The following is a 15,022-nucleotide window of genomic DNA, read 5'->3' as shown; positions in this document are numbered from 1 at the left end:
ACGACGTTTGGCGGCAATTCGCCCATGGGTGCACCTCAGCGCGACCAAGTCCGACTGGCAGGAGGCCGACCCTGCCCTGCTGAGCGGCATGCTGGGGCAACTGCACCTCATCCGGGCCTTCGAGGAGACCGTGCTCGAACTCGCGTCGCAGGGCCTGGTCCACGGGCCCGCGCATTCGAGCATCGGGCAGGAGGGCGGGGCCGTCGGCTCGGCCATCGGGCTGCGGACCTCCGATGCGATCAACGGCTCGCACCGCAGCCACCACCAGTTCCTCGCCAAGGCCCTCACCCACCTGACGGGCGGCAAGGCCGACCTCGCGGAACTGGTCCACGACGACGTGCGCACGCTGCTGCGCCGCACGCTGGCCGAGATCCTCGGTCTCGCCCAGGGCTTCAGCAGGGGGCGGGGCGGCTCGATCCACCTGCAGTGGCTCGAAGCGGGCGCCCTGGGCAGCAACGCGATCGTCGGCGGAGGCGTCCCGCTGGCCGCCGGGAACGCCTGGGCCCAGCGGCGGGCCGGCACCGACGACATCACCGTCACCTACTTCGGCGACGGCGCGGTCAACATCGGCGGCGTCCTGGAGTCGATGAACCTCGCCGCCGCCTGGGACCTGCCCCTGTGCCTGTTCATCGAGAACAACCTGTACGCGGTCGCCACGCGGGTCGGCGAGGTCACCCGCGAGGACCGGCTCTCGGCCCGCGGGCTCGGCTTCGGCATCCCCTCGTGGAAGGTCGACGGCATGGACCCGCTCGCGGTGCACCTGGCCACCAGGCAGGCCGAGGAGATCATGCGCGCGGGAGACGGGCCCGTGATCATCGAGGCCGACGTCTACCGCTACTTCCACCAGAACGGCGCCTACGCCGGCAGCGCGTTCGGCTACCGGACCAAGGACGAGGAGGCCGAGTGGCGTCTGCGTGACCCGATCGTCAAGCTCGAACGGGAGATGCGCGACCTCGGCCTGCTCGACGAGGCGACGGCCCGGGGCGTGCGCGAGCAGGCGCAGGAGGCGATGCGGCAGGTCACCGGCGAGCTGGTCGAGCCAGACCCGGAGGCGGGGGGCAAGCGCAGGATCCGCCCGGAGTTGTGGCCGGACCCCGCGACCGTGGACGACGGCCTGCGCGGCGATGCGGGCGCGCTGGCGGGCGCGCGGACGCTGGACCCGGCCGCGTACGACGGGCCGCGCAAGACCGTGCGCTTCATCGACGCCGCCTCGGACGTCCTCGGGCGGCGGATGGCCGCCGACCCGCGGGTGATCGTCCTCGGCGAGGACGTGCACCGGCTCGGCGGCGGCACCAACGGGGTGACCAAGAAGGCGCTGCAGGTCGCGCCCGACCGGGTCCTGGGCACGCCCATCAGCGAGAACGCCTTCGCCGGCCTGGGCGCCGGCATGGCGCTGGACGGCCGCTTCCGCCCGGTGATCGAGTTCATGTACCCGGACTTCCTCTGGGTCGCCGCCGACCAGGTGTTCAACCAGATCGGCAAGGCGCGGCACATGTTCGGCGGGCACAACAACGTCCCGCTCGTCCTGCGCACGAAGGTCGCGATGGGCACCGGCTACGGCTCGCAGCACCTCATGGACCCGGCCGGGATCTTCGCGACCAGTCCGGGCTGGCGGATCGTCGCTCCGTCGACCGCGTCGGACTACATCGGGCTGTTCAACACGGCGATGCTGCTGGAGGACCCCGTCCTGGTGATCGAGCACGTCGATCTCTACAGGGCGCGCCAGGAGGTGCCCGAGGACGACCTCGACTACTGCCTGCCGCTCGGGCGGGCCGCGCTGCGACGCACCGGCTCCGAGCTCACCGTGATCAGCTACCTGTCCATGGTGCACCGGGCCGCCGAGGCCATCGACGAGGCGGGGGTGGACGCCGACCTCATCGACCTGCGCTGGCTGGACCGGGCGTCCATCGACTGGGACACCATCGGGGCCAGCGTCCGCAAGACCAACGGCGTGCTCATCGTCGAGCAGGGCGCGCGCGGCACGTCGTACGGGGGGTGGCTCGCCGACGAGATCCAGCGCCGCTACTTCGACTGGCTCGACCTGCCGGTGGAACGGGTCACCGGCGCCGAGGCGAGCCCGAGCATCTCCCGCGTCCTCGAAGCCGCCGCGATCGCGCAGGTGGACGACATCGTCGCGGCCCTGAAGCGGTGCCGGGCCGCCATCGGAGCCGTGTGATGGCGGCCGTCATCCGGATGCCGGAGGTGCTCACCGGCATGGGCGAGGCCACCTTGCTCGCCTGGCACGTCGCGCCCGGGGACGAGGTGTCGGCCGGCCAGCCGATCGCCGAGGTCGAGACGGACAAGGCGGCGGTCGACTTCGAGGCCGATCGCGCCGGTGTCGTCGCCGGCCTGCTCGTCGGCGACGGCGAACAGGTCGCGGTCGGCACGCCGATCCTCGTGCTCGCAGACCCCGGCCAGTCGGCCGAGGCCGCGCTGGCCGAGGCCCGCGGCGCCGCGGCCGACCCGGAGGACCGGGACGAGCCGGCCGTGCCTGAAACTGCCGTGACGGCCGAGCGGCCGGGCAGGCGGTTCGCCACCCCCCTCGTACGCAAGCTGGCGCGCGAGCGGGGCATCGACCTCGCCACGGTGACCGGCACCGGCCCGGGGGGCCGCGTGGTGCGCCGCGACCTCGACCGCCACGTACGCCCCGCCGAGCCCGCCGGCGTCACGGCTCCCGCGCCCGGCCACGACGCGCAGCCGGCCGGGACCGAGAGGGCCGGGACCGAGCGGGCCGTGGCGGCCATGCCGGCAGCGCCCGCAGCGCCGGCGGCCCCCGTGCCCCCCGCGCCCGCAGCGCCGACGCTCCCCGCGCCCGCAGCACCGGCGCCCCCCGCGCCCGGAGCGCTCTCTGCGCCCGCAGCCGGATACACCGACATCCCGCACAGCGGCATGCGCCGGGCCATCGCCCGCCGGCTCACCGAGAGCAAGAACACGGTCCCCCACTTCTACCTCGTCGCGGACTGCCGGGTGGACGCCCTGCTGGAGCTGCGCCGCACGATCAAGGAGGATGCGGCCACCTCGGTCACGCCGTCCGTCAACGACTTCGTCGTCAAGGCGGCCGCCGCGGCGTTCCAGGAGGTGCCGGAGGCGAACGTGATCTGGACGCCGGACGCGATCCGCAGGTTCGGCCCGGTCTCCATCGCGGTGGCGGTCGCGCTCGACGACGGCCTGGTCACGCCGGTCATCCACGACGTGGACCGGCGTTCCCTCACCGACGTCAGCCGTACCGCAGCGGACCTGGTGGCCCGCGCCCGCGCCGGGCGGCTCAAGCAGGCCGAGCTCGAAGGGGGGTCGTTCACCGTCTCGAACCTCGGCATGTACGGGATCGAGCGGTTCGCCGCGATCATCAACCCGCCCCACTCGGGGATCCTCGCCGTCGGCGCGGCGAGCAGGCGGCCCGTCGTCGGCGACGACGGCGCCGTCGGCGCGGCGACGGTGATGACGGTCACCCTCTCGGTGGACCACCGCGCGCTCGACGGCGCCCTCGGGGCCCGCTGGCTGCGGGCGTTCCAGAAGATCATCGAGAACCCGATGAGGATCCTCCTGTAGTCCCGCCGGCCGCGGCGTTCAGGGAAGCCGCGGCCGGCGGGCTATCCGTTGTCCGTCTGCACGATGAAGGAAAGGGCCCGGACCACCTGGTCGGTCTCGTTGCGGAACTGGTGCGGGATCAGCGGGTCGAAGGCGGCCGAGTCGCCCGCGTGCAGGGCGTAGGTCTCGAAGCCGATGTCGGCGTGCAGCGTGCCCTCAAGGATGAGCAGGTACTCCCGTCCCTCGTGGCGGACCGCCTTGTGGTTGTCGCTCGAGTGCCCGCCGGGCTGGTACACGACTTCGAGGAAGTCGACGAGCCCGTCGGCGTCGGGCGTCAGCCGCTCCCAGCGGACGCCGCTGGACAGCTCGATGCGCCGGCGGCTCTGCGCCCGCTGGATGATGCCCGTGCCGGACGAGTCCTTGGCCCGCCCCCAGGCGTTGGTCACGTAGGACACGCCATCGTCGCGCTGCCTGTCGTTCTCTCTGCCGCGCTCTGCGGGCGTGGCGGGGTCGTGATCGGAGCCCGCCCTGGCCGCCGGGGTCACCTCGCCGAAGCCGAAGAGGTAGTCCAGGCTGACGCGCAGCTCGTTCGCCAGCGCGTACAGCACCTGGGCCGACGGGGCGCTGTGCCCGCGCTCGATCTGGGAGATGAGGCTGGGAGAGCATCCGGCACGCCGGGCGAGCTCGCGGACGGAGAGCGAACGCTCGGTCCGGACCCGGCGCAGGCGGACGCCCAGCCCGAGCCCCGGGCCGGCCGGTTCCTCGCCGCCGGCGCCGAGCGCGTCCTCCGCCACCGACGTCTCGGTCGACATCGTTTCCTCCAGTTGCACATCTCGACGGAAGCAGGCGTCCACCTGCCCGGACGACATTCTGTCATGCGGCGTTTCAGTAAACAAAGTGCAGCTTCATTCACCTCACAGCCACACCTTGACAGTAGTGCTGCACACAGCGTTTCATGTAGGCGCACACAAGGGGTGACCGCGGTCACGTCTCGAAACAGGAGGCCCCCATGCCCAAGTGGTACACCCAAGCGGCCCGCCGAGCGGTCGTCGCCGCCGTGGTGCTGGGCACGTTCCCGCTGTCCGCCTGCGCCGGCGGTGACGCGGCGGAGGAGCCGGACGGACCGATCAAGATCGGCGGCACCCTGGGCCTGACCGGCGCGCTCGCGGGCCCGGCGGGCGAGTACAAGGCCATCTACGACATGTGGGCCGCGCAGGTGAACAAAGCCGGCGGCATCTCGGGCCGCAAGGTGGAGATGATCATCAAGAACGACGACAGCACCCCCGCCACCGCGCAGACCCTGTACCAGTCCCTGCTGACGACCGACCAGGTCGACATCCTGCTGGCGCCGTACTCCACCTACGTCGGCACCCCGATCGTCCCGCTCGCCCGCTCCGGCGGGAAGATCCTTTTCAACGGCGGGTTCCCGAGTGAGCCGCTCTCGGACGAGGCCAAGGGGTGGATGGTCGGGACATATCCGTACATGGAGAGCCAGTACACCCGCGGAGTCTTCGAGGCGGTCAAGTCCCTGCCCGCGGATCGGCGACCGTCGCGCGTCGGCATCCTGACGCTGAACAACCCCTTCACGCTGGCGGTCCGCGACGGCCACAAGGGCGAGAACGGCGCGATCCGCTACGCCGAGGACGCTGGGATGGAGGTCGTCTACAACGAGGAGTACAGCTCCGACACCACCGACTTCACCTCGGCGATCAACTCGGCCAAGGCGGCGCGCGTCGAGCTGTTCCTCGTCCTCGGCCTCCCGGAGGACTCGGTCCGGATCCTGCGGGCCGCGCACACGCAACAGTTCGCTCCCAAGCTGACGTGCGCCTGCGGGTCCCAGGTGAGCACCCTGCCGACCTGGCCGGAGGTCGGGGCCGCCACCGAGGGCGTGCTCGGCACCACGACCGCCTGGCCGAGCCAGGGCTTCGAAGGGCTGGACGAGCTGGCCGCCCTGTCCAGATCGCGTGGCGAAGAGGTCATCCCGGCGTACGCGATCGTCGCCTACTCCACCCTGCAGGTCGTGCAGCAGGCGATCGCGGGCGCCGGCACCACCGACCAGGACCGGCTGCGGGAGTACATCTACTCGCACACCTTCGACACCGCCGTGGGCAAGATCAAGTTCAACCCCAACGGCACGGTGCCCTACTCCCAGGTCATCGTGCAGACGATCGGCGGGAAGACCTTCCCGATCTGGCCGGCGGACCTGGCCGACCACGACCTGGCGGTGTCCAGGTGAGGCGCGGCCACGAGACACGACGGCCGCCGACGACACGCGAGACACACGACGGCCCGGTTCTCCAAGCCGAGGGCCTCTCCAGGCGGTTCGGCGGCGTCCAGGCGGTCCGTGACGTCGGCCTGCGGCTCCACCGGGGCGAGGTCCTCGGGGTGATCGGACCGAACGGGTCCGGCAAGACCACCACGATCAACCTCCTCTGCGGCGCGATCCGGCCAGGCAAGGGATCGGTCAGGCTGCTCGGCCGGGAGATCGCCCGCAAGCCCGCCCACGCGGTGGCCGCCCTGGGCGTCGGGCGCACGTTCCAGAACCCGCGGGTGTTCTCGACCCTGACGGTCCTGGAGAACATGTACGTCCCCGTCGCACACCGGGTGAGCCCGGCCGCCGCCAGGAGCATGGCGGCGCGGGCGCACGAGTGGATCGAGCTGACCGGGCTCGGCGGGTTCGCCCACCGGGTGGCGAGCGAGCTGTCCGGGGGCCAGCGCAAACTGGTCGAGTTCGCGCGGGTCATGGTCCAGCGGCCGGCCGTCGTGCTGATGGACGAGCCGTTCGCGGGCGTGCACCCCGTGGTCAAGGAGGCCCTGTACGCCCAGATCCAGCGCGCCGCCGGGGATCTGGGCACGGCGTTCCTGGTGGTGAGCCACGAGGTGCCCGACCTGGTGTCCCTCTCGGACCGGTTCGTGTGCATGGCCCAGGGCGAGGTCCTCGTCGAGGGCGCGCCGCAAGAGGTGTGCGCGAACCCGTCGGTCATCGAGGCGTACCTCGGCGCCCCCTTGGAAGGAGCGGCATGACCACTCGCCCTCGCGGCCTCGCCGTCGCGCTCGACGAGGTGACCGCCGAGTACTTCGCCGACCAGCCGATCCTCGACGGGCTCAGCCTGCACGCCCCCGCCGGGAAGATCAGCGTGATCATCGGCCCGAACGGGTCGGGCAAGTCGACCGCGCTGCGGGTGCTCGCGGGCTTCCTCCGCCCGAGCAGGGGCGAGGTCTGGCTGATCGACGGCTCCTCGCGGACGTCCATCGGCGCCGGGCCGCCCCACCTGCGCAGCGGCCTGGGCATCGGCTACGTCCCCCAGGGCCACTCGGTCTTCCCGGCGATGTCGGTGTACGACAACCTGCTGGTCGGCGCCTGGCCGATCCGGCGCGAGAGGCGGCGCGCGCGACGCACGATCCAGGAGCTGTTCGACCGCTACCCCGTCCTCGCCGGCAAGCGCGGCGCTGCGGCGGGCAGCCTGTCCGGCGGCCAGCAGCGCATCCTGGAGCTGGCGCGCGCCCTGGTGCCCGACCCCGCCGTGGTCCTGGTCGACGAGCCCTCCGCCGGGGTGGCGCCCGCCGTCGCGGCCACGATGTACCAGGAGCTGGAGGCGCTGCGCGACGAGGGGCGTACGGTCGTCCTCGTCGACCAGGACCTGAGGCCCGCGCTCGCCATCGCAGACGTGGTGCACGTGCTGCAGTCGGGCAGGTGCGTCTCCTCGGGCTCCTCCCGCGAACTCGGCGCCGACCTGGACGCGCTCGTCAGGAGCTGGCTGTCGGCCGGCGGCGACGCCCCGTCCGCCCGCGCGGCCCGGGGAGGCGCGTCATGACCGCCGTGGCACAGGTGGTGACGGTGGGCGTCCTGCTCGGGATGATCTACACCCTGGTCGGGCTCGGCATGACGTTGTCGCTGGGCGTGCTCGGCATCCTGAACCTCACCCACGGGCTCGCCGTGGTGGGCGGGTCCATCCTCGCCTTCGAGGTCGTCCGGACCTGGGGCCTGCCCGTCGGCGTCGCGCTCGCGCTGTCGATCCCCCTCGGGTTCGGGGCCGGGGTCGTCATGCACGTGGGCCTGGTGCGCCGGGCCCAGCGCGTCTCGCCGGAGTCGGGCCTGCTCGTGCTCTTCGGGGCCATGCTCCTCCTGCAGGCCATCGCGGTGCAGGTCTGGCGCAGCGACACCCGAACCCTGTCGCTGAGCTTCAGCGAGCACCTCTCCTCGTTCGCCGGCGTGACCGTGCGCACCGACTACGCGGTCGCCGCCGCCGCGGCCGCGGGCCTCCTCCTCGTCATGTGGGCGGTCATCAGGTTCACCATGTTCGGCCGGGCGGTCCAGGCCCTGTCGCAGCAGCCCGACGCCGCGCGCATCCTCGGCGTCAACGCCGACCGCTACACCACCGTCGTCTTCGGCATCAGCATGGCCCTTGCCACGTCCTCGGGGGTCCTCCTGGCCGGCGTCTTCCCGTTCTCCGTGCAGACCCAGACCCAGTGGCTGGCCTACGCCTTCATCGTCGTCCTGGTCGGCGGCACGGGCGGGGTCGTCAACGCCGCCGCGGGCGGCCTGGCGCTCGGCATGGGCCAGGCCGTGCTCAACGAGCTGCTGCCGCTGACCTGGGTCTCCGTCGTCGTCTACGGCCTCCTGGTCCTCGCCATGGTCGCGCGCGGCGGCGGCCTGTCCGCCGCGAAGGAGCGAGCCCTGTGAACAGCCACACCCACGCGCCCGTACGCCCCCGGTGGCACGCGGCCGCGGCCGCCCTGCGGCACCCCGCGCTCAAGGTCGCGGCGCCGCTCGCGCTTCTCGCCGCGACGGGCGTCTGGGGCGCCGTCACCGGCGACATCGCCGGCCTGCGCATAGCGAGCACCGTCCTGATGTACATCGCGCTCGCGGAGGGGTGGAACCTCCTGGGCGGCTACGCCGGATACCTGAACTTCGGCACCGTCATCTTCCTCGGGATCGGCGCCTACACCACCGCGATCGCCGTGACCGGGACCGGCGTGAACGCCCTGGTCACCATCCCCCTCGCCGCGCTGGTCGCGGCGGGCGTCTCCGTCCTGATCGGCATCCCGGGGTTCCGGCTGCGCGGCGACTACTTCGCGGTGGCCACGTTCGTGCTCACGCTGGCGGCCAGGGAGCTGGCGAACGTGCTGGAGATCACCGGCGGGTCCGTGGGGCTGTTCCTCCCGCCGGTCGCGGACTCCCTGGGGGCGTCCACGCGGCTGTTCTTCTTCCTCTTCCTGGCGCTCGCCGCCGTCAGCGTCGCCATCTGCTGGGTGAGCGAGAGGACGCGGTGGTTCAGCGCCCTGGTGGCCGTGCGGGAGGACGAGGACGCGGCCGAGGTTCTGGGCGTGCCGACGTTGCGGCTCAAGGTGGTGGCGCTCGCGGTGGGCGCGGCCATCGCCGGCGCCGCCGGCTCCCTGTACGCGGCGCAGTCGCTCTACATCGAGCCGACGGGGACCTTCGACTTCCGCGTCTCGCTCGCGGTGGTCGTGGCCGTGATCCTCGGCGGCAAGGGCACCTGGTACGGCCCCGTCGCCGGCGCGGTCCTGACCCAGCTCCTCGCCACGCAGCTCTTCGTACGGCTGCAGGGCGTCTGGGACCAGCTCATCTTCGGTCTCCTCCTGATCGCGGTGGCGCTGCTGGCCCCGCGCGGCATCACCCGGCTGACCCGCCGGGCCCGCGGCCGCCGGTTCGGCGTCTGACCAGGGGTAACCACACCACACAGGCACAACAGGGAGGGAACCCATGAACACCACCACCACGACCTCAGGCTCCGGACCCGCGACGCCCCGCCGCGTCGGCTTCGCCGGGCTCGGGCACATGGGGTCCGCCATGGCGGCGCGCCTCCTTGAGGCGGGCTACGACGTCACGGTGTGGAGCCGGACCAGAAGCAAGGTCGACGAGCTGGCCGAACGCGGCGCCACCCCCGGCGACGGGCCGGAGGACGCCATCGCCACCGGGATGCTGTTCTCGATGCTCAGCGACGAGGACGCGGTGCGCCAGGTGGTCACGCCCGAGCGCCTGCGCGCCGCGCCCGAGGGCTTCATCCACGTCAACCACGCCACGATCAGCCCTGGCGCGGCCGGCGAGTTCGCCGCGGCGGCGGCCGAGAGCGGCCACGGGTACGTCAGCGCCCCCGTCGTCGGCCGCCCGGACGCCGTCGTCGCGGGCAGGCTGACCATCCTCGCGTCCGGCGAGCCGCGGGCCCGTGCCGCGGTGTCGCCGATGCTCGACGCCATGGGCCGGCGGGTCTGGGACTTCGGGCCGCAGGCGCCGTCGGCCGTCGTCGCCAAGATCTCCGTCAACTACATGATCGTGCACGCGCTGCAGGCCCTGGCCGAGTCGATCACCCTGCTGGAACGGCACGGCCTGGACGGGGAGCGGTTCGTCGAGCTGATCAACGACTCCGTGTTCCCCGGCCCGGTGTACGGCGGCTACGGCCGCGCGATCGCCGCCGGCGCCTACACGCCCCCCGGATTCACCAGCCGGCTCGGGCTCAAGGACCTCATGCTGGCCCTCGGCGCCGCCGAGGACGCCAAGGTCCCGCTCCCCACCGGCCCGGTCCTGCGCGAGGTCTTCGAGGCCGCGGTCGAGCAGGTCGGCGCGGACCTGGACTGGGCCTGCGTCGCCGAGGTCACCCGGCGCCGCGCCGCCGGCGACCAGGACTCCGGCAAGAACCCCGGCTGAGACACCGCCTGAAACACCGCCTGAAACACCAAAGCCCCCGCCTTGCCCAACCCACCACATAACGGAGGCAGACGAGCATGTCACTGCAGGAGTTCCTCCCCACCCCGAAGTTCGAGGAGTACAAGGAGCACTTCAAGGACTTCTTCACCATGGAGCGGCGTGAGGACGGGGTGCTCCTCGCCCGAGCCCACACCCGCGGCGGCTCCGTCCAGTTGAGCGTGCAGAACCACCGGGCCCTCGGCCAGTTCCTCAAGACGGCCGGCGCGGACCCGGAGAACGAGCTGCTCATCCTCACCGGTTCCGGGCCCGACTGGATGATGGGCTCCGACCCCACCGGGTTCGAGATCGAGGAGGAGGACCTGGAGTACTGGGCGTACGAGTACGCCTACAAGGACGGCCGGGTCAACGTGAGCAGCCTGGTCAACGACCTGGAGATCCCGACGATCGGCCTGGTCAACGGCGACGGGTACCACTCCGAGGTGCTGCTGATGTGCGACCTGACGCTGATGGCGGACGACGCGCGCATCTACGACCTGCACTACGGCATCAGCTCCGTGCCCGGCGACGGGATCCACAGTTGCTTCCAGGAGCTGCTGGGGGTGAAGCGGGCGGCGTACGCGCTGCTGACGGGCGAGTCGATCGACGCGCGCACGGCGCTGGAGTACGGCATGGTGAACGAGATCCTGCCGGCCGCCGAGCTCGTCGGCCGCGCGTACACCATCGCCGACCACATCATGAGCCAGCCGCGTACGGTCCGGCGCCTGACGACGCAGATCATCCGGCGGCCGTGGAAGAAGCGCATCGTGGACGACCTCGACGGCGGCTTCGGCATCCAGATGTTCGGCCACCTGGCCAAGGGCAGGTCGGTGCACAGCGACGAGCACATCTCCAAGGCCGGGAGCTACGTGCGCGAGGGCCGCCGCACGCCCTTCGACTGACCCCGCCGCCACCCGCCGGACCGCCGCGTCACAAAGGAGATCTCCATGCCGGACACCCCGCAGGTCCCCCTGGCCGTCAACCACATCGGCCTCACCGTCCCCGACGTCCACGCCGCCATCGACTGGTACGAGGCGGTGTTCGGCTTCCGCTGCATCATGGGCCCGCGGGTGCTGGAGCCGGGCGGGCACGGGGAGGCCGCGGCGGTGTTCGGCCCCCGGTTCCGCCGCGCCTGGCAGGCGCACCTGCTCACCGGCAACTCCGTGGGCATCGAGCTGTTCCAGTTCATCGACCCGCCGGTGCACGGGCCGCGGGAGGAGCGGGTGCCCTACCTCGACCGCGGCCAGTGGCACCTGTGCCTCACCCACCCCGACGTCCGGCACATGGTGGACCGCGTCGTCGAGGCCGGCGGCACGCTGATCGCGCCGCCGTACGAGTTCGTGCCGGGGCGTCCCTGGACGCTGGCGTACACGACCGACCCGTGGGGCACCGTGCTGGAGATCATGAGCCACAGCTACGCCGAGGTGTTCGGCAACTGGCCCCAGCCGGGGCAACTGACCCCGCCGACACTCGTGCCCCGCCCCGGCACCGCCGACGGCTCCGAGTGACACCGCCCCGGCGTCCCGGCAGTACTCCTCGCCTTGGGCGAGGATGCCGGGGATCTCGCTCCAGGCCACGCGGCCGGTGTCGAAGCCGTCTTTCACCATTGGCAGCGACCGGATCGGGGTGTGCGTCCGCGTCGTCCAAGACGACACGGGGCAAGTGAGTCGGCGATGCGCGGCAGCATGGCCAGGGGCGGGCGGCCGAGCCGCCGCCGCGCATCCGACGGTGTGCCCCGCGCCATCAGGTCGCCATGGGGGCGAGGCTGAGCAGGCCACAGCCGTACGCCTTGCCCCGGCCGATCCCGGCCCGGACGGCGGCGCGTACCAGCTCCGCGTCCTTGATGACGGCGACGCCGTCGCAGCGGGTCGCCGCGTGCTGTACCGCATCCTCGCCGACACCGCGGATGTCAGGCATGGAGCTGGAGATCAAGGTACGCAGAATCAGCCCAGCGGCCTCCGCTTTGGCCTTCCACCACTCTTCGGCCACCTCTTCCCCCAAGCGACGATCTTGGCCGTACTCCCCAGGTATGGGGGGCGAATCCTGCCGGAGACCTGCGTGCATGATGTCAGGTCGCGGGGTGGACCGAGAGTAGGCCGCAGCCGTAGGACTTGCCGCGGCCGATGCCGGTGCGGAGGTGCTCGACGAGGAGTGCGGCGTCGGTGATGGTAGCTGTGCCGTCGAAACGGGTGCGAGCGTGGAGGATACGGTGCTCCTTACCAGCACGATCCCGGCGGTCGCCCACGGCGTCGGGCAGACTGACCGAGTCAGCGGTGTGTACGGCGAGGCCGGCGGTCTCAGCGCGACGGCGCCACCACTCCTCGGCTTCTGGGCCATGAAGTGGCCTGAGCGTACCAGCCGGCTTTCCGTCTGGACTCAGGCCGCTGCGGCGGCGGGTGGCGTTCGCGGTGATGGTGTACTGCACCACGGTCCCCTTGTGCAGCCGGTCGAGGAGTGGGGCGAGAGACTTGGTGAGCGCTTCGCCGTACTGGTCCGGGAGCCGGTCCAAGGTGGGGCGAAGAGCACTTTGCAGGAGCACGACATGTTCGCGGTCACGGCGTTCGTACCGGAACAGGAGGCCGGCTTCGCGACGGGCCTCCTCTCCGAGGTTGGAAGGGAACAGCCGCATAAGGGTCCGGTGCAGGGCGGTGACGTCCTGGACGTCCCGGTGGACCTCGCGGCTCCACGGATTGAGGCGGATACGAGTCAGCCAGAGGGCAGAAGAGAACGTGGACGGCGTGAAAGGGGTCTCGGTCATCGTGCGGCCCTTGGCTGGGGGCATGGGACATGGAAAGTGCGGACGTAGCGGGGGTGGTAGCGGCGATCCTCGCTGCGGAAGGAGACGGGCAAGTCGTAGCGGAGTTCTGCGTCGCGAGCGGTGGGGTCGGTGTCGATGATGGTGCGCAGGTGCTGCGGACGAGGGCCGATCCCGGCGCCTTGCCAGGGGTGGGCGTGCAGGATCTCATCCAGGGAGAGCGGGCTGAGTGCCTCGGCCGGATCGGCGTCGACGACCGGTCTGGCAGGCACAAAAGAACGCCGGCCAAGGTAGAGGGGCCAATGCGGAGAGCGTAGAACCGTGTGGAGTTCCGGTAGCGCTGGGAGGAGATGTGAAGGGGACTGTGGCTCCTCCAACGCGACGAGGAAGACCGCGTCGGACAGGTAGGCGCGGCGGGAGACCACCGCGCTCAGGGTGCTGCGCATTGCCGGAGTGGGCGGAAGTCCGTCTTTTCGGTCCCGGAAGGGCTTCTCTCTCGCACGGATCACACCTTGCGCGGTGTGGTAGTCCTCGGCAAGGACGCCTTCGCGGTCCACTCGAACCCCCATGCGCAGGGTGGCAAGAGCGCGGATACGGTCGTCCGCGTCGCGTGGGATGCCAAGGGCTGCAGCAAGCAGGCCCACTACCCCGGACTTGCTGGGCTCGGTCGCCGTGTCCCGTACGGTGAAGCGAGAGCGCACGCCCCAGGACTGCATAGGCGCGTCGAGGATGAGCAGGAGGGCCGTCACCGGCCGCCTCCTGCACCCGTATCCACGCCGCTGCTGCCCGGAATGGGTTGATCGGGCAGTCCGACTTCCCTCAGGACTGCGGAGATGAACCCGCTGCAGGTGTCCGGACTCTGCGTGGCGGCTCCCTCGGGGATCCTCACGCCGTCGGCGAGCGTGGTCAGGATGCTGGTCGGGGCGGCGTGGGTGTCGTAGAACCGAGTGAGCTTGGTGTAGTGGTGCAGTAGCCGCTCGGTGGAAACGGCCATGAGGTCGTCGGCGTCCTCGACAGGCCGTAGGAAGGCGTTGGCGAGGTTCCATGCCCCGCGCTCGCGGATGACGGCGAAGAAAGTCTCGGGGGAGGTGCGGGAGGCCATGCTCGCTTGCTTGCCGCGCGGTACGGCCTCGATGAACCCGGCGAGCCAGGCGTAGGTCGCGCGAGCGACAAGTGCGGGGTCGGCTTGGGGGCCACGATCGCCGTTCACAGCAAAGGGGCGTAGATTGCTGCGGAGCTGGTCAAGGTCGAGGTTGGCGTAACGGTAGTAGCAGGCGGTGTTGAACTCCTGCGTACCGAGCATGCTAGCGCCCGTCTCGTCGGCACGAGACAGGTCGTCCAGCGCGGTGAAGTAGTCGAACTCGGTGGTCACGCCGTGGGTGGACAGAGCGTGCGCCACCTGCGATGCAGCGGTGACGTTTCGCTCCGGATGGTCGGCGATCATGCGACCGAACAGCGCGATGTCCACGGCCTGTGCCGGCTTGAGAAACTTATCGAGTACTTCGGCGCGGAGCTTCTTGAGTGGGGCGCTCGACTTCATCAAGGTCTCCACCTTCGACTTTGTCAGCTTCTCCTCCCTGCCGTTCTTCTCCTTGTTCTGCTTGTCGTGGTCGGCGAGGGTCCGGGAGAGCAGCGGCCAGTGCGCGTCGCACAGCGCTGCGAGCCGCTCCGCGGCACCGTGGGTGAGGAATAGCAGGTAGGTCGGTAGTCGCTCCTTGTCATCGAGGGCGATGGACAGCACCAGGAGAGCGAGCTGCGTGGCGGCGAGCGCCTGGGCTGGGTCCTCGGTCTTGCCGTGCCGGTCCACCAAGAACCTAGCGGCCTCCTCGGCGAACCGCTTGGAACGGATGCCGAGTTCGTTCTGGTGCAGGCCATGGAGGCCGAAGTCGTCGCGGACGGCACGTTTGAGGGCCTGGCTGGAGATCCTGGCCCGGGTGACGCCTCCGAAGCGGGCGGTTTTGGGTTGGCCGAGTTGGTCTCGGTTGAGGTTGCTAACGGGGAAGGACTGCAGGAGGTGGAGTTCGATGATCACGGTT

Annotated in this window: 15 protein-coding genes; 10 read left to right on the top strand and 5 right to left on the bottom strand. The window is 71.1% G+C overall.

Translation table 11 applies throughout. The annotated features are described in order from the left end of the window. Positions 1-28 precede the first annotated feature (28 nt). Positions 29-2,176 carry an alpha-ketoacid dehydrogenase subunit alpha/beta gene (locus tag HNP84_RS34195; protein WP_221337129.1) on the top strand — a complete coding sequence of 716 codons (2,148 nt, stop codon included), beginning with the start codon at positions 29-31 and terminating at the stop codon, positions 2,174-2,176. Next, complete coding sequence (locus HNP84_RS34190; RefSeq protein WP_185054191.1) at positions 2,176-3,549, top strand: dihydrolipoamide acetyltransferase family protein; 1,374 nt, start codon at positions 2,176-2,178, stop codon at positions 3,547-3,549. Before HNP84_RS34195 ends, HNP84_RS34190 begins: the two co-directional genes overlap by 1 nt. A 41-nt stretch (positions 3,550-3,590) precedes the next feature. On the opposite strand, the gene HNP84_RS34185 is transcribed toward HNP84_RS34190, so the two are convergent. Next, the gene (locus tag HNP84_RS34185) at positions 3,591-4,340 is read right to left on the bottom strand and encodes a helix-turn-helix domain-containing protein (RefSeq protein WP_185054190.1); all 750 of its coding nucleotides are present in this window, start codon (positions 4,338-4,340) and stop codon (positions 3,591-3,593) included. A 197-nt stretch (positions 4,341-4,537) separates the two neighbouring features. Between HNP84_RS34185 and HNP84_RS34180 the strand changes: the two genes are divergently transcribed. The 8 genes from HNP84_RS34180 (at position 4,538) to HNP84_RS34145 (ending at position 11,739) form a co-directional block, all read left to right on the top strand. Then, on the top strand, positions 4,538-5,764 hold the full coding sequence (locus HNP84_RS34180; protein ID WP_185054189.1) for an amino acid ABC transporter substrate-binding protein: 1,227 nt from the start codon (positions 4,538-4,540) through the stop codon (positions 5,762-5,764). Further along, on the top strand, positions 5,761-6,552 hold the full coding sequence (locus tag HNP84_RS34175; protein WP_185054188.1) for an ABC transporter ATP-binding protein: 792 nt from the start codon (positions 5,761-5,763) through the stop codon (positions 6,550-6,552). The genes HNP84_RS34180 and HNP84_RS34175 overlap by 4 nt, the downstream gene beginning before the upstream one ends. Then, complete coding sequence (locus HNP84_RS34170; RefSeq protein ID WP_185054187.1) at positions 6,549-7,343, top strand: ABC transporter ATP-binding protein; 795 nt, start codon at positions 6,549-6,551, stop codon at positions 7,341-7,343. Before HNP84_RS34175 ends, HNP84_RS34170 begins: the two co-directional genes overlap by 4 nt. Next, a complete protein-coding gene (locus HNP84_RS34165) occupies positions 7,340-8,212 on the top strand; it encodes a branched-chain amino acid ABC transporter permease (RefSeq protein WP_185054186.1) in 873 nt (290 codons plus the stop codon). The genes HNP84_RS34170 and HNP84_RS34165 overlap by 4 nt, the downstream gene beginning before the upstream one ends. After that, positions 8,209-9,210: a branched-chain amino acid ABC transporter permease gene (locus tag HNP84_RS34160; protein WP_185054185.1), complete on the top strand. Its 1,002-nt coding sequence runs from the start codon at positions 8,209-8,211 to the stop codon at positions 9,208-9,210. Before HNP84_RS34165 ends, HNP84_RS34160 begins: the two co-directional genes overlap by 4 nt. Before the next feature lie 43 nt (positions 9,211-9,253). Next, the gene (locus tag HNP84_RS34155) at positions 9,254-10,195 is read left to right on the top strand and encodes an NAD(P)-dependent oxidoreductase (RefSeq protein ID WP_185054184.1); all 942 of its coding nucleotides are present in this window, start codon (positions 9,254-9,256) and stop codon (positions 10,193-10,195) included. A gap of 77 nt (positions 10,196-10,272) precedes the next feature. Then, on the top strand, positions 10,273-11,133 hold the full coding sequence (locus tag HNP84_RS34150; RefSeq protein ID WP_185054183.1) for an enoyl-CoA hydratase/isomerase family protein: 861 nt from the start codon (positions 10,273-10,275) through the stop codon (positions 11,131-11,133). Between the two features lie 45 nt (positions 11,134-11,178). Beyond that, positions 11,179-11,739 (top strand): VOC family protein, encoded by a 561-nt coding sequence (locus tag HNP84_RS34145; protein ID WP_221337128.1) that lies wholly within the window; start codon positions 11,179-11,181, stop codon positions 11,737-11,739. Positions 11,740-11,974: 235 nt separating this feature from the next. On the opposite strand, the gene HNP84_RS34140 is transcribed toward HNP84_RS34145, so the two are convergent. Genes HNP84_RS34140 through cas7e form a run of 4 tightly spaced genes read right to left on the bottom strand, consistent with a single transcriptional unit; the run spans position 11,975 to position 15,018 of the window. Next, the gene (locus HNP84_RS34140; protein WP_246519089.1) at positions 11,975-12,295 is read right to left on the bottom strand and encodes a type I-E CRISPR-associated protein Cas6/Cse3/CasE; all 321 of its coding nucleotides are present in this window, start codon (positions 12,293-12,295) and stop codon (positions 11,975-11,977) included. 4 nt (positions 12,296-12,299) lie between these two features. Next, a complete protein-coding gene (gene cas6e / locus HNP84_RS34135) occupies positions 12,300-12,989 on the bottom strand; it encodes a type I-E CRISPR-associated protein Cas6/Cse3/CasE (RefSeq protein ID WP_185054181.1) in 690 nt (229 codons plus the stop codon). Beyond that, on the bottom strand, positions 12,986-13,735 hold the full coding sequence (gene cas5e / locus HNP84_RS34130; RefSeq protein ID WP_185054180.1) for a type I-E CRISPR-associated protein Cas5/CasD: 750 nt from the start codon (positions 13,733-13,735) through the stop codon (positions 12,986-12,988). Before cas5e ends, cas6e begins: the two co-directional genes overlap by 4 nt. Next, positions 13,732-15,018: a type I-E CRISPR-associated protein Cas7/Cse4/CasC gene (gene cas7e, locus HNP84_RS34125; protein WP_185054179.1), complete on the bottom strand. Its 1,287-nt coding sequence runs from the start codon at positions 15,016-15,018 to the stop codon at positions 13,732-13,734. The genes cas5e and cas7e overlap by 4 nt, the downstream gene beginning before the upstream one ends. Positions 15,019-15,022 lie beyond the last annotated feature (4 nt).

The sequence above is a fragment of the Thermocatellispora tengchongensis genome, assembly GCF_014202315.1.
GTDB classification, from domain to species: domain Bacteria; phylum Actinomycetota; class Actinomycetes; order Streptosporangiales; family Streptosporangiaceae; genus Thermocatellispora; species Thermocatellispora tengchongensis.
This window is presented reverse-complemented; position numbering and strand designations above follow the sequence as displayed.